Origin of the sequence: Acinetobacter rudis (assembly GCF_031157835.1) — a bacterium.
Taxonomy (GTDB): Bacteria; Pseudomonadota; Gammaproteobacteria; order Pseudomonadales; family Moraxellaceae; genus Acinetobacter; species Acinetobacter rudis_A.
The window spans coordinates 1-14,858 of sequence record NZ_JAVIDR010000027.1; the positions used below are offsets into that span (position 1 = coordinate 1).

The window sequence follows — 14,858 nt, forward strand, 5'->3', positions numbered from 1 at the left end:
GATTGAGTCCAGTTGAATACAGAACTCAATCTCATTTAACCGCCTGAAAAACTGTCCAACTTTATGGGGTCAGTTCATTTAAGCGGTTTTTTTTACGCGCTGACACAAAAAAGACTCGATAAAGCGTAATCTAAAAAAGCATTAAAAATGTCAAAGTGATAACATTTTGCCAGTTTGATTATTGTCGGCGGGTAAAACAAATGTTAATACAACGTGGTGGCTTAAAAGTTGTTGCAGGTCTTGGTATTTCAGGTGTTGCAGCAGTGAATTTTTTACATCAACAAGGCTACCGTGTTGCAGTCACTGATTCACGTGGAACACCTCCAGGTTCAGATCAAATTCCCGCTGATGTACAGCGTGTTTTTGGCCATTTTGATGAAGCGCTGTTGTTGCAAGCTGAAGAAATTATTATTAGTCCTGGGCTTGATCCTAAAATGCCTGAAATTCAAAAGGCAGTGGCACAGGGGATTCCAGTAATTAGTGAAATTCAATTATTACGACGTGCAACAGATCTTCCTATTGTTGCAATTACAGGATCAAACGCTAAAAGCACAGTGACAACATTACTGGGCCAAATGGCACTTGATGCAGGTAAGAAGGCAGCGATTGGGGGGAATTTGGGTCGTCCTGCGTTGGATTTACTTAAAGATCAGCCGGAGCTGTTTATTTTAGAACTTTCTAGTTTTCAATTAGAGACTACATCTAATTTAAATGCGGAAGTTGCAGTCGTGCTGAACATGAGCGAAGACCATTTAGATCGTCATGGTGATATGCAGGGATACCATGCAGCAAAACATCGTGTTTTCCAAGGAGTGAAACGCATAGTCTACAATCGTGACGATGCGTTAACACAACCTCTCATTGCTGACCAAGTCCCACGACAAAGCTTTGGCTTAAATGCACCAGACCTCAATCAATATGGCATCTTGCGTGCTGATGATGGCAGTATGTATTTGGCTCGTGGCCGTGAACGTTTGATCTGTAGTACTGAGCTTTATATTCAAGGAATGCATAATTTGGCGAATGCGTTAGCGTGTTTGGCTTTAGGTGAGGCAATTGGCTTGGCAATGGACTCTATGCTTGAAACTTTAAAACATTTTAAAGGCTTAGAACACCGTTGCCAGTTTGTTAAAGAACTTAATCAAGTACGCTATTATAACGATTCTAAAGGTACTAATATTGGTGCAAGTTTGGCGGCAATTGAAGGTCTAGGTGCTGCGATTGAAGCGAAACAAGCCAAATTGGTGATGATTTTGGGTGGACAAGCCAAAGGTCAGGATTTTAGTGTCATTCGTGATGCGCTGAGTCAATATGTTAAGACCGTCGTATTGATTGGTGAAGACTCAAAATTGATTGAGACAGCTATAGAAGGATGTTGCGATCTTCAACATGCAGAAAGTCTGCCTGAGGCTGTAGCATTGTGTCAGCAAAATGCACAACCGAATGATGTGGTGTTATTATCACCTGCCTGTGCAAGCTTTGATATGTTCAAAGGTTATGAGCAACGTGGTCAGCAGTTTGTTGAACTGGTACATCGTTTAGCGGAACAATAAACATAAGAAGGAATAAAACATGGCTGGCTTAGAGACAACCATAAATAAAATCAATCAAATATTTGAGAAAGTACAGCCTAAGCTTCCAGCAGAATTTAGTACACGTAATGTGCTGATGTTCTGTGTTATGGCTTTACTATGCATCGGAACAGTTATGGTGGCTTCGGCCTCTATGCCTTACGCTGAGGGGCTACATGAAAATCCATTTCATTACGTAGTTCGTCACGCAATTTCTATTGTTGTGGCTTCTGCGGTTGCTTTCGCTGTATATCAAGTTTCGCTTACAACCTGGTTTAAACACACATTTTTGCTATGGTTAGTGGCAATTATCTTATTGGCTTTGGTACTTGTTGTTGGTACAGAGGTCAATGGTTCTAAACGTTGGATTCGATTGGCTGGATTTACCTTACAGTCTTCTGAAGTGGCTAAGGTGGTGATGGCAATCTTTACTGCAGATTATGTTGTACGCCGTGCAGATGAAGTGCGTAATAGCTTAAAAGGCTTTGGGCGCTTGTTAGGGGCTATGATCATTACTATTGTGCTGATCGTTTTTGAACCTGACTTGGGTGCAACTGCTGTGATTGTCTTAATGATGATTGGCGTATTTTTTCTCGCTGGTGCACCAATGATTCAGTTTGCCGTTGCCTTTTTAGCAGTGATTGGCGCATTGATTTTGGCCATTGTTTTAGAGCCCTATCGTTTGGAGCGTTTAACCTCATTTTCTAATCCTTGGGCAGATCCATTAGGCTCTGGGTATCAGCTCTCTAATGCACTCATGGCTTTTGGGCGTGGTGAATGGACAGGGGTTGGACTGGGGCATAGTATCCAAAAAATGTCTTATTTGCCTGAGGCACATACAGATTTTATGTTGGCCATTTTTGGTGAAGAATTTGGTTTCTTGGGTATTGCTGTGGTTATGATCTTATCCTTTACCATGTTAGCTTGTTGTATTCGGATTGGTCATCGTGCCTTGAAAAACCAGTATCTTCGCGCTGGTTACCTTGCATATGGGATTAGTATTATTTTCCTATTACAGATTTTAGTGAATGCTGGGATGAATATGGGAATGCTTCCTACCAAAGGCTTGACCTTGCCATTTATTAGTTATGGTGGTTCATCTTTGATTGCGTGTGCTGTGATGGTGAGTTTCATTTTAAAAATTGATGCAACTACACGTGTGGTTAACCCAAACAAAGAGCAATCTAATTTCTGATCAGTCGTGCTTTATTACAGCATTATTGAATAATAAAGTACGGCATGAAATGAAAAGCACAGGGCTATAGTCACTGTGCTTTTTTCTATTTATAAGTACCAGTAATTGTGAGGCCATGGGGAATTAAATGGCGGTCCCATTGTGCAATTGCTTGCTTAAGCATACGGGCTGGTCGATCAAGCTCTACAGGCGCTTGTCCTAGTGCTTGTAGAGCATGCTGTAGATCTGTGCTAGCGTGTTGGAGATCAAGTGCTTGTGCTAGATTCTGCTTAGAAAGTTTTTGTCCTTGGGCATTCATTGCAAGTGGCAGGTGCATATAGTGTAGTTGGGGTGATTTTAAGCATTGCCGCAGATAAATTTGTCGAGCTGTATTGTCAAGTAAATCTGCGCCACGAACAACATGTGTGATGCCTTGCATTGCATCGTCTACAACTACGGCCAATTGATAATTAATAATGCCATCGCGACGTTTTAATACGAAATCGCCCAAGTCATTGTATAGGTTGGAGCTTTGAGGGCCTTGTAAGATATCTACGAACGAAATGAGTTGATCATGAACAATAAGACGAATTGCATTATTCTCAAAATCAAGTCCTAGATTGCGACAAGTTCCTGCATAAATATGGTTTGAGCCAAGCATTTTACGTGTGCATTGACAAGCATAGGTTAGGCCTTGCTGCTGGAGTTGTTCTAAGACTACATGATAGAGATCTAATCGATCACGTTGAAAGATAATCTCTGCATCAGGTTCAAATTCAAAGGCATCAATGCAGCTGAGAATGTGCTGTTCACTACCAGGGAAAATTCGAGGGATATCCGTATCTTCAATTCGAACAAGCCATTGGCCAGCATGTGCTTTTGCATCGCAATAACTTGCGACAGCAGTAATCAGTGAACCAAAATGCAATGGGCCGGTTGGCGAAGGTGCGAACCGGCCCACATATGTGGATGATGTATTGACCATCGTAGTAGGCTTTATACGTTGAAATTAGCCGTTATTTTGCTTCTCTTTGATTTCTGCTAGTGTTTTGCAGTCAATACAAAGTGTTGCAGTTGGGCGTGCTTCTAAACGACGTAGACCGATTTCAATACCACATGTTTCACAAAAGCCATAGTCATCATTTTTGATGGTTTCAATGGATTGCTCAATTTTACGAATCAGCTTACGCTCACGGTCACGTGTACGTAATTCGATTGCGAACTCTTCTTCTTGAGTAGCGCGATCGTTTACATCTGGTAGAGCAGATGATTCGTCTTGCATGGTGTTTAAAGTACGATCAACCTCTGACATTAATTCAGCTTTCCAAGCCAAGAGAATTTGGCGGAAATGTTCAAGCTGCCCTTCGGACATGTATTCTTCATTTTTCTTGAGCTGATAAGGTGCAATACCAAAAAGGCTAGCTGTAGAGCTGCTGTCCAATGTTTGCGACTTGGTTTTACGAGCACGTTTAGTCTTATCGCCATCAAGCACTTCGATGTTTTCTTCCAAGACTTGGTTTTGGTTGTCATTCGCCATAAAGGGAAATCCTCATCATATACGTATGTCATTACGCAAAAAGTATGGTGATATGCAAGTTTTATTATTGCTTCCCATAGAAAATTAATCTATCGGGGGCGTCATCATATAGAGTTTTCTACAAAGATGAAAGCCATGAAGCTTAGAATTCAATTTCCAGCTTCTGTAGGTCGAATAAAGTAATCTAAATTGATAAAAAATAAAAGCTAGTAACCACAAATTGTTGGGTCAATTGTAGGGAGCATACAGTCAACACGGTGGACCTGTGTGCTAAATGTTCCATCTGAGTGGAGTAATACACTGCGGTAGCCAGGAGCAATTTGATCTAAAGTAAATTCTTTTTGTCGAGGTTTAAATTGCACACATGTAGAAGGCGTAGAGAAAAATGCTATGTCATTCCACAGGTTGAGCGAGTCTTGGTGTACATGACCACAAAGTACCATCTTGATGTTATCGAAATTTAGGAAAATTTGCTGTAATTCGACAGCATTTTTTAATTTGTGTTGATCAATCCAATGCGAACACATATCAATCGGGTGATGATGGCAAGCGATAATCACAAATTTGTCTTTATATTGAGTAAGAGATTGTTCTAAGAGTTGTAGTTGCTCACTATGGATCATGCCATCAATATGATTTTTGACCGCACTATTGAGTAAGATCACTGTCCATGGATCAAGGTCAATAATACCGGGTTGGGGCAATGGTGTATTAAAGGGGAATAGTTGTAAGTTATCGTGGTTACCAGGAATTTGAAAGCATGGGTAGGGCATACTTTTAACATGGTCTAGATAACGCTGATAAGTATCAGCTATCGATTCTTGAGCAAGATCACCCGTATGTAAAAGAGCGTTAGCTGTTGGATAACGCTGTTGAATATCTTGGATCACTGCATGAAACGTTTCTTCAGGTGAATAATTCAGGAAGACAGAGTTTGGGTCTGCCATTAAGTGAGTATCTGTGATCTGAATTAAGGTTTGAGTTTTATGAATACAGGAAGGCACTTTACTCTCCTTGTAACATATTGCTTGTTAACAAATGCTGTTTAAGCCATTGTAGTGCCATAATCACTGGAGCATTGCGTAAACGTTGACTATTTAACAGTTGGTCAAGATGCTTATAATCAATAATATGAAGTTTAATATTTTCTCCTTCTGTTTCTAGTCCAAAGATACCTCCTTCCAGTGGGAGTGTGGTTGATGCACTATAAAGATGAAAAATTTCATCACATGCACCAGCTGAAGGATAAAAACTAAAGAGGTGTTGGAGATTATGCGCCTGACAGCCAGACTCTTCTATTGCTTCTCGTTGGATACAGTCTTCTGCAGTTTCATCGCCATCGAGAATGCCTGCAATGACTTCAAGTTGCCATGCAGATGTGGAGTCCTGAATTGCGCCAATACGGAACTGTTCAATAAGCGCGAATTTTTGTTGTTGGTGATCATAAAGGATTACACCAGCCGCTTGCTTACGATGTACAATTTCGCGTGTAAGTTGAGGACCAAATTCTGTTTGATCAAACAAGCGATGACGCAAACTTACACGTTCAATATGAAGAAACCCTTTAAAAATAGTTTCGGTTTTCTCAATGGTTACGTCGTTGCGTCCAAAGCTTGCGTTGTGAATAATACCCATAAAAAATTAAGTGATGAGGATGAAATATATTTATCTCATCCTAACTTAGAATAATGGGAAGACAACAGATTTTTTTAAAAATTATACTTTTCGATACAATTGTTGTCCTTGTTCGTGGTACATCTCCTTCATGTTTTGCATACCTGTTTCGGCTTCCTGAGCTTGAGCTGCTTGCTGTAAACCGTCAGCATAATTACGAACATTTTGGGTGATTTTCATAGAACAAAATTTAGGACCACACATTGAACAGAAGTGTGCAGACTTGTGTGCCTCTTTTGGCATTGTTTCATCATGCATACTGCGTGCAGTGTCAGGATCTAAACTCAGATTAAATTGGTCTTCCCAGCGGAATTCAAAACGTGCTTTAGATAAAGCATTATCACGTACTTGAGCACCAGGATGACCTTTAGCTAAGTCAGCGGCATGGGCTGCAATTTTGTATGTGATAATACCGTCTTTGACATCTTTTTTATTGGGTAGACCCAAGTGTTCTTTAGGGGTTACATAACAGAGCATAGCTGTTCCGTACCAACCAATCATGGCAGCACCAATAGCAGAGGTAATATGATCGTAACCTGGTGCAATATCTGTTGTGAGTGGTCCTAGTGTATAAAAAGGAGCTTCTTGACAAACTTCAAGTTGTAAGTCCATGTTTTCTTTGATCATGTGCATTGGTACATGCCCAGGACCTTCAATCATCACTTGTACATCATGCTTCCAAGCACGGTGTGTAAGTTCACCCAAAGTACGTAGTTCACTGAATTGAGCTTCGTCATTGGCATCTTGAATACAACCCGGACGTAAACCATCACCCAAGCTAAATGAGACATCATAAGCTTTCATGATTTCACAGATTTCGTCGAAATGCGTGTATAGGAAGTTTTCTTGATGATGCGCTAAACACCACTGTGCCATGATTGAACCACCTCGCGATACAATACCGGTTAAGCGATTTGCAGTGAGTGGAACATAACGAAGTAATACACCAGCGTGAATAGTAAAGTAGTCCACACCTTGCTCTGCTTGTTCGATTAGCGTGTCTTTAAAAATTTCCCAAGTGAGATCTTCAGCAACACCATCTACTTTTTCCAAAGCTTGATAGATTGGTACAGTACCAATAGGTACAGGAGAGTTACGGATAATCCATTCTCGTGTTTCATGAATGTTTTTACCCGTAGATAGATCCATAATGGTATCTGCACCCCAACGCGTTGCCCATGTCATCTTGGCAACTTCTTCATCAATGCTGGAACCCAAGGCTGAGTTACCAATATTGGCATTAATTTTGACTAAGAAATTACGCCCAATAATCATGGGTTCAATTTCAGGATGGTTGATGTTTGCTGGAATAATAGCACGCCCTTCAGCGACTTCTTGACGTACAAATTCTGGGGTAATTTCTGTTAGATTTTTTGCACCAAAGTTTTGTCCTGCATGTTGACGACAGTCAATACCTTCACGTTGGCGTTGGTTTTCACGGATTGCAATATATTCCATTTCAGGGGTAATGATGCCCTGTTTGGCATAATGCATTTGCGTCACGTTTTTACCTACTTGCGCGCGACGTGGATTTTGAATTTGCGCAAAACGAATGTCGGCAGTACGAATATCTTTCAAACGTTCTTGACCGAATTTCGAACTTAAAGCAGCTAATAGTTCAGTATCTTGACGTTCTGCAATCCAGCTATCACGGATTTTAGGTAGTCCTTGATTAAGATCAATCTCAACATTAGGATCAGTATAAACACCAGAGGTGTCATACACCATGATAGCGGGGTTGATTTCACCACCTAAGCCTGTTGGTGTATCGGTAAGACTAATTTCACGAAAAGGGACTTGAATGTCTGGGCGTGAACCTTGGACATATACTTTTTTTGAAGCGGGGAGAATTCGAGTAAGATCTTTAGCGTCTTGTTCGTGTTGAGCAGAAAGATCTTCAGGTGAAAGATTCGTTAATTGGTTCATTGCATGATCCTTATGAAATACATCAACGAATCAAGCACGCCTAAAAACAGGGACTAATCCTATCAGGCTAGTTATTTAAAATAACTTTGGCTATGGTTTTTAGTGGGCTTGATTCCTACGCAGGTATGACCCTGATCAGGTTCAACGGTACTTGGACTTAAACTCAGCAATTTAGTTGAGTTGGTTCAATCTCAGCGAGGTTTACTCGCGCTCCGTCAAGCTGACTTGATGTTAACATAGTTTTTGGTATTTACCAGTCGGATAAATATGCTCAATGTATCGACTGTGAAGGTGTACTTGATGTGTGCTTTTTAAAAGCAATATCAACAGATGTTGGATGAGTTTGTGGTTTGGGCTTTGGGGAGAAGTCATTGTGACAAATGGCATCTATAAAGCAATTCCGAGACGGAAGACGTTGTAAACCAATATAGTCCTCAAGTTGATTGATGACCTTAGATTGAGAATGTCCAATCGCCATTGGACGTGATGACGGAATTTGCGGTCTTTGTTCAGGACTAAGCTCGATGAACTTTAAAAAAGACTGAGCTTGTTGACTGAGTGTGCCATTTTCTTGTTCTGCAAGTTGATTAATTTCTTCGAGCATGTCTGGCTGAATGTCATCTTGCCCAGCAAATTGTTCGGAAATAGGGCTATTTTTCCCACCTTCAAACAATAATTGGCTGTAATAGTGCGAGAGATAACGTGCATCTTGGCTATAGGCGGCCTTAGGGTAGTTATCAAGATAAGTCTGCCAAAACAGTGCACGTCGAGCCAGCTCATTGGCCGTGATGTTTAAGTGACCTTCAACCCAAAGCGGTTGTAAGTTTTGGCTAGCTAATTCATTAATAAAGTGCCGCTCTGCTTCTGGTAAATAAGGAGCAAAAATTTTCGCCAAATACAGTGGGTGACGTCTATACAATACTTGTCCTTTATCTAGTTGTATGATGTCGATATAAGCCTGAGAGTGATGACGAATCAGGTATTGATCACGACTATTTAATTTCTCAAAGTTGTTTTGTTGAATTGTTGGGTATTGGGCTTGATTGGAAATATAGTAAACAAAAGCCTTTTGCTGCTCAGGTGTACGATCAACCATGAGAAATTGTTGATACATTTGATCTGAAAGCTGCATCAGTTGTTTTTGTTCCTGAAAGTTAATGTGAGGCAGACAAACTTGGATTTGTTGATTAATTTGTTGTAGTGCAAGTGTGGTGCGCTGGGCGTTAATCTGCTGCATATCTGTCTTTAAATTTTGACAAATAACATTGAGATCTGTACTTGCCACTACGGCTTTGTGTTCACTGCTAGTTAATGGTTGTGTCACTTTTGCTGGTGATGTTGGAAAGAGGAACGCGAGAAATGAAATAGAGATGAAACATACAAGTATTAAAAAATTTTGTAGATGTTTCGATGGTTTCATATCTGCATTTGACTTTGATTGTTGAGATAATCCTGTAATTCTTAATTAGTTAAACAAAATAGTCAGTAAGGGATATGCTACGAATATTGTATGATTTGTAATGTAAGTGAAAGTTGATGCAGTGTTTATATTGGTGCATGATTAAAATTGTGTGTTTTTATTATAAATAATTGAATAAAAATTAAATGCTGGATTTCAGTGGTTTTTGCGCATTAGTTTGAAATATCATTCACTTTATATGGATAACGTGTTAAAAATCACTTTATTGGGCTGGGGTGGCAGAATGTAGCCAATGATCGGATGGCTCATTTTTCATCGTTAACAGTGTAGAAAGTTAGTGCTTTGTCATAAATAATTCACAATCACTATGCTTAAATAGCCCCCGTGTAAATCTGTTTCGCTATTTCCTTATTATTAATCGCTGCTTGTGGAGCGTTGATCTTGAATCCAAATAATCCTGTTTTAAATCACCATATCTCTTCGCAGTTCAACGAAGAGCTAATCGCTGTGAATACCAAATTTATGGCAATGGGCGGTTTGGTTGAACAGCAGGTGGCGAATGCGGTTCATGCATTGCTTGATACCAATGCGAACCTCGCGATTGATGTGCAGTTTCAAGATAATGTTGTCAATCAATATGAACGTGATATTGATGAAGCATTAACACTGATTTTGGCGCGTCGCCATCCTGCTGCGATCGATTTACGTATGGTAATTGCAATGAGTAAAGCCAATACTGATCTTGAACGTATTGGTGATGAGGCAGTAAAAATTGCTCGTATTGCACAAACACTTTGTGAAGAAGGTGAGTCACCTCGTGGTTATGTCGAGACACGCCACATTGGCAATCAAATTCGTGTGATGATTCACGAAGCATTGGATGCCTTTGCTCGTGTTGATGCAGAACAGGCATTGAAAGTTTTACTTGCAGATGCAGATATTGACCGTGAATATCAGTCGGCAACACGCACTTTAATGACATATATGATTGAGGATCCACGTCATATTACCCGTGTGATTAATGTAATGTGGGTGCTACGTTCTTTGGAGCGTATTGGTGATCATGCACGTAATATTGCTGAGCAAGTGATTTATATTGCTAAAGGCTTAGATGTACGTCATACCAGTGTGGAAGAAATTGAAGAAAAAGTACAAAAAGGAAATTAATTCCTAGGTATATAAATCATGGCTTACTTCGGTAAGCCATTTTTTTTGCAAAATTCCACTGAAAACTATTTTTTTAACATATGCTTATAGTGGATTTTGTATTACAAAAGGGAATGATATGAGTAATGTAAAAACAGTTGCAGTCGTTGGCACAGGTGCTATTGGTGCAAGTTGGGCTGCTTTTTTTCTTTATAAGGGTTTTCGTGTAAATGCTTATGACCCAGCAGTAGATGCAGAGAATAATTTACGTCAACGTGTACAGGTTTATTTGCAGGATTTGTTTGAGTTAGAACAAAAAAAAGAGCTTCAGCTTGAACAGCTGATGTCAGAGCTAAGTTTTTCAACGGATTTGGCACGTATAGTGAAAGATGCAGATTTTATTCAGGAGAGTGGTCCTGAGCGTTTAGCGCTTAAACGTGATCTTTATGCAAAGATTACTGCGTATTGTCCCGCAGATACGCTGATTGCTTCTAGTTCATCGGGTTTAAAGGTGACTGAGTTTCAGCAGGGTTGTCAGCATCCAGAAAGAATAATTTTAGGCCACCCATTTAATCCACCACACTTATTACCTTTGGTGGAACTGGTTGGGGGTGAGTTGACCAGTACTGAAGCCGTGCAGGCAGGCTATGATTTTTATCTCCAATTGGGTAAGAAACCCATTATTCTAAAAAAGGAAATCAAAGGACATATTGCAAACCGTTTACAATCTGCTTTATGGCGTGAAGCTTTTTACTTGGTATCAGAAGGCGTTTGTGATGCCAAAGATATTGATATTGCAGTGAGTAGCGGTCCAGGGTTGCGCTGGGCAATTTATGGCCCTTATTTAAATATGCAGCTGGCAAATCAGAATGGCTTTAAGGCTGCCATGCATCATTTGGGCCCACCGATGACTTCATGGTGGCAGGATATGCATGAATATGAATTAACAGAACCTAAAGTGGCAGAGCTGGAGCAGCAAATGCAAATGTATGTGAGCAGTTTGGGGGATGTTGATTTGCGTGCACAGCGAGATCAAGCATTGGTTGAAATTTTAGCAATGCGTAAACAACTACATTTAGATTAGCTGTTGGCTAAATTAGGTATTTTAGATCATAAGGTAAATACCATATGATCTAAATTGAACATTTAGTTTACTAAGATTTCATCGAGTAATTCTTGGCTTGGTGCAAAGTAATACGCGCCATCAACTGCGCTAACAAAATGGAGTAAACGGTCATGAATGTGATCACCTGTTGTACCAAACATATGTTCTAACATGTGGTCAATAATGCTGAGGTTTTTAGTATAAGCAATAAAGAATAAACCTTTTTCACCTTGACCATCACCATAAGGGAGCGAGTGCCGCAAGATTTCCATCTCCTCACCAGCCTCATCTTCAATGACAACACGCGCAATATGTGCATTGTCTGGTTTGGTTTCATCATCCATTTCAATGCTTTCTAATTTTGAACGACCAATAACATTTTCTTGGGCATCTACTTTGAGGCGTTGCCATTTATCTAAATCATGAACATAACGCTGTGCAAATACAAATGAGCCATCAGCAAAGATCCCTGCGTCTTGACCCAATAATGCCGTTTCTGCACGATCATCTGGGAACTGTGGGTTTTCCGTACCATCAATGAATCCAGTTAAATCACGACTGTCCATATAGCGGAAACAAACACGTTCATCGAGTAGTTCAATTTGATTTTCAATGCCTGTGAAGAAACTTTGACTGAGTGCGAAACATAGGTCGGCACGTGCACTGGCAATATGAATGAGTAGGTCTGCTTCAATTGCTGGCATATTAAAAGCACCTTGAATAGCGTTGAGTGCTTTAAAACCAGGAACAGCTGCTGTATGGAGTTGTGCCCATAATTGGGGGCCAAAGGCAATAGCGAGCTTAACTTCTGCATCACGATATTGCCCATTCAGACGATCACGAGTGCTTTGTAAAGTATTTAGTTGTTGCTTCAATTGTTCGATTGAAAGCTGATTTAGGTTTAATACAATAAACCGAGCATGACTAGATGGCTGAGGTAGGATTACCGACTGGGCTGTCATTTCTAGGTGACTCCATAAATACAATGAATAAATATTCTGTTAATAATGATGTAATTGGCTAAGGATTATGTTGAATAAATTCAATATATAGATCATATCAAGGGCTTTTTTTTAAATCGAGCCTTGATTCTTAGAATGCGGTTTTAATGTTGATTACAAGTTAAGTGTGGGACTGTGCTTAACTTTAGTATGGGTTGAATTAATCTAAAGTTAAGCGTCATCATTTTAATTCGGGTGTGATTAGAGGTAAGACTTTATTTTTTGCACTATAAATAGTGTGGTAAATATTAAAGTCATGCAGAGTACAATACTTAGCCCAGTAGAAATGTCTAAGAGTGCGCTTGACCATAAACCAATGCTTACTGCGCCTTGAGCCAATACAAAGGCAATAATTGCCATCTGTTTTGGTGATTGTGCAATTAGGCGAGCACTAAGGGCAGGGATGACTAAGAGTGCGCCCATGAGCAATGAACCTACTGCACGCAATGCAAGTACAGTAAATAATGCCAATAACAACATGAAAATGAGTCTTTGCCATTGCGCATTAACTCCTTCACTTACTGCAATATCTGGATCAATGGCAACTTGTACTTGAGCTTTCCAAGAGCGAATCAAGATTATCACTGATATCAGAATAATTAGTGCAAATACAGGTAAATCAGCCCATTCAATAGTGAGAAGATCACCAAATAGATAGCTTAATAATTCAGGTCTTAAACTTGGCATTTGTTGAATAAATAAAAGGCCAGCACAAAGCAGAGTTGCAGAACATAAGGCTAACAGCGCATCGTTTGGTAAACGAGGGTCATGGAGAAAGGATAAGATACCTACCAAAATGACGGCTAAAAAAGCAACACCTAACCACATTGGTAAGCTATATGCTGCTGCTAACGCGACACCAAGTAAAGTGCCATGTGCCATGGTGTCTGCAAAAAAAGACATACGACGCCAAAGCATTAGGCAACCTAAAGGTGCTGTGAGAAAAACCAAGAGTGTTCCCATCAACCAAGCAGGTAATAATAAATTTAACCAATCCATCATAATTTAGCTTTCCGCTTCAGGGTGAATGTGTGGACGAGGGTCGTGTTGACAATTAACAGCACTATCGCCGTGACCACAGTGATCGTGATGATGTTGATAAAAGACACGTTGTTGTCCAAATAGAGCTAAATAGGCTGGATCTTGCTGCACATGAGCTGGTAAACCACTACAACAAATATGTTTATTAAGGCAAATAACACGCTGAGTTCCTTGCATGACCCACTGTAGATCGTGAGAGACAATTAGCACAGAGCATCCATAGCGTTCGGGTAGGCTTCTCACATAGTTGTACAGTTCAGCCTCTGATTGAATGTCTAAACCTTGCATGGGTTCATCAAGTACAAGAACATCTGGTTGACGTAGTAAGGCTCGAGTTAATAGAACACGTTGACGTTCGCCACCAGATAGTTGTTGAACCTTGGAGTCTTGTAATTTACTAATGCCTGTATCACGAATAATTTCAGACTTAATTGTGGCATCACATGTTTCTAGGTTGAGTAAATCCTTAACACGTAATGGCATGCTTTGTGATGGATTAAATTTTTGTGGCACATAAGCAAGTTTGAGTTTGTCTTTTAAAATACGTTGACCAGAACTGGCCTTGATAATTCCTAGAATAACTTTAATTAATGTCGACTTTCCTGCACCATTCGGGCCTATGAGTGTCACAATCTCTTTAGGCTGTAAGGTAAAATCGATGTTTTTTAGAATATCACGCTCATCAATACGAACATTGATACCTTTGAGTTCTAATAATGGGGGAGGGCTTAGGTGCGTTGACTGCATTGCTGACATATTCCAGAAATTTCAATAATGCTATGATGTGTGTTGAATTGATCAGACTGTGCAAGTAAAGCCAACTGTTGTGTTAAACCTGGCGATGAACCTTCTTTTACTGTTTGACAAACAGTACAGATTAGAAATGCTGCTTGATGTCCTTCACGTGGATGACAACAGGGAATGTAGGCATTGATTGATGTTAGGCGATGAATTAAACCTTTTTCAAGTAAAAAATCGAGCGTTCGATAAACAGTAGGTGGTGCTGCTGGGCGTTCAGAATTACTTTTTAGTCGAGCCAATAAATCATAAGCTCCAACTGGTGCGGCGGCATTCAAAATGAGTTCAAGGACTTCTTTGCGTAATGGTGTGAGTTTTGCACCAACAGCAGTACATAGTTGTTCGGCCTCAGCAAGACGACTGGCTGTATCCAGATGATCATGTACGCCATGTAGTGTTTCATGATGTCCATCTAAACAATGACTCATAAGAACCTCAAAACTCAGAAATAACTAATGTAAAATC

General features: G+C 40.1%; 14 protein-coding genes and 1 riboswitch. Of the genes, 4 read left to right on the forward strand and 10 right to left on the reverse strand.

Annotated features, from left to right (window positions below; all coding sequences use genetic code 11):
* The first annotated feature begins 200 nt into the window (after positions 1-200).
* Together murD and ftsW are read left to right on the forward strand one after the other, a co-directional pair.
* Entirely contained in the window at positions 201-1,553 is a 1,353-nt protein-coding gene (murD, locus tag RFH42_RS15640) for a UDP-N-acetylmuramoyl-L-alanine--D-glutamate ligase (RefSeq protein WP_308976780.1), read from the forward strand.
* A gap of 19 nt (positions 1,554-1,572) precedes the next feature.
* Positions 1,573-2,766 (forward strand): putative lipid II flippase FtsW, encoded by a 1,194-nt coding sequence (gene ftsW / locus RFH42_RS15645; protein WP_308976782.1) that lies wholly within the window; start codon positions 1,573-1,575, stop codon positions 2,764-2,766.
* Positions 2,767-2,851: 85 nt separating this feature from the next.
* Here ftsW and gluQRS read toward each other — a convergent pair whose 3' ends face one another.
* The 6 genes from gluQRS to RFH42_RS15675 all read right to left on the reverse strand — a co-directional run bounded on the left by gluQRS (position 2,852) and on the right by RFH42_RS15675 (position 9,206).
* Positions 2,852-3,730 (reverse strand): tRNA glutamyl-Q(34) synthetase GluQRS, encoded by an 879-nt coding sequence (gluQRS, locus tag RFH42_RS15650; RefSeq protein ID WP_308976783.1) that lies wholly within the window; start codon positions 3,728-3,730, stop codon positions 2,852-2,854.
* Positions 3,731-3,754: 24 nt separating this feature from the next.
* Positions 3,755-4,282, reverse strand: a complete 528-nt coding sequence (gene dksA, locus RFH42_RS15655) for an RNA polymerase-binding protein DksA (protein WP_308976784.1) — start codon at positions 4,280-4,282, stop codon at positions 3,755-3,757.
* 206 nt (positions 4,283-4,488) lie between these two features.
* Positions 4,489-5,286 carry a 3',5'-cyclic-AMP phosphodiesterase gene (gene cpdA, locus RFH42_RS15660; RefSeq protein WP_308976786.1) on the reverse strand — a complete coding sequence of 266 codons (798 nt, stop codon included), beginning with the start codon at positions 5,284-5,286 and terminating at the stop codon, positions 4,489-4,491.
* Between the two features lies 1 nt (position 5,287).
* Positions 5,288-5,917: an NUDIX domain-containing protein gene (locus RFH42_RS15665; protein WP_308976788.1), complete on the reverse strand. Its 630-nt coding sequence runs from the start codon at positions 5,915-5,917 to the stop codon at positions 5,288-5,290.
* 81 nt (positions 5,918-5,998) lie between these two features.
* The gene (thiC, locus tag RFH42_RS15670; RefSeq protein WP_308976790.1) at positions 5,999-7,882 is read right to left on the reverse strand and encodes a phosphomethylpyrimidine synthase ThiC; all 1,884 of its coding nucleotides are present in this window, start codon (positions 7,880-7,882) and stop codon (positions 5,999-6,001) included.
* A 95-nt stretch (positions 7,883-7,977) separates the two neighbouring features.
* Positions 7,978-8,107: riboswitch (TPP riboswitch) on the reverse strand.
* Between the two features lie 46 nt (positions 8,108-8,153).
* Positions 8,154-9,206 carry a hypothetical protein gene (locus RFH42_RS15675; RefSeq protein ID WP_308976791.1) on the reverse strand — a complete coding sequence of 351 codons (1,053 nt, stop codon included), beginning with the start codon at positions 9,204-9,206 and terminating at the stop codon, positions 8,154-8,156.
* 537 nt (positions 9,207-9,743) lie between these two features.
* On the opposite strand from RFH42_RS15675, the gene phoU reads away from it, so the two are divergent.
* A complete protein-coding gene (phoU, locus tag RFH42_RS15680) occupies positions 9,744-10,469 on the forward strand; it encodes a phosphate signaling complex protein PhoU (RefSeq protein ID WP_308976793.1) in 726 nt (241 codons plus the stop codon).
* 118 nt (positions 10,470-10,587) lie between these two features.
* Positions 10,588-11,532 (forward strand): 3-hydroxyacyl-CoA dehydrogenase NAD-binding domain-containing protein, encoded by a 945-nt coding sequence (locus RFH42_RS15685; RefSeq protein ID WP_308976794.1) that lies wholly within the window; start codon positions 10,588-10,590, stop codon positions 11,530-11,532.
* 62 nt (positions 11,533-11,594) lie between these two features.
* Here RFH42_RS15685 and RFH42_RS15690 read toward each other — a convergent pair whose 3' ends face one another.
* The 4 genes from RFH42_RS15690 to RFH42_RS15705 all read right to left on the reverse strand — a co-directional run bounded on the left by RFH42_RS15690 (position 11,595) and on the right by RFH42_RS15705 (position 14,821).
* Positions 11,595-12,515, reverse strand: a complete 921-nt coding sequence (locus RFH42_RS15690) for a Dyp-type peroxidase (protein ID WP_308976796.1) — start codon at positions 12,513-12,515, stop codon at positions 11,595-11,597.
* A gap of 240 nt (positions 12,516-12,755) precedes the next feature.
* Complete coding sequence (znuB, locus tag RFH42_RS15695) at positions 12,756-13,556, reverse strand: zinc ABC transporter permease subunit ZnuB (RefSeq protein WP_308976798.1); 801 nt, start codon at positions 13,554-13,556, stop codon at positions 12,756-12,758.
* A gap of 3 nt (positions 13,557-13,559) precedes the next feature.
* The gene (znuC, locus tag RFH42_RS15700; protein WP_374990844.1) at positions 13,560-14,342 is read right to left on the reverse strand and encodes a zinc ABC transporter ATP-binding protein ZnuC; all 783 of its coding nucleotides are present in this window, start codon (positions 14,340-14,342) and stop codon (positions 13,560-13,562) included.
* On the reverse strand, positions 14,324-14,821 hold the full coding sequence (locus tag RFH42_RS15705; RefSeq protein ID WP_308976800.1) for a transcriptional repressor: 498 nt from the start codon (positions 14,819-14,821) through the stop codon (positions 14,324-14,326). Before RFH42_RS15705 ends, znuC begins: the two co-directional genes overlap by 19 nt.
* Positions 14,822-14,858: the final 37 nt, after the last annotated feature.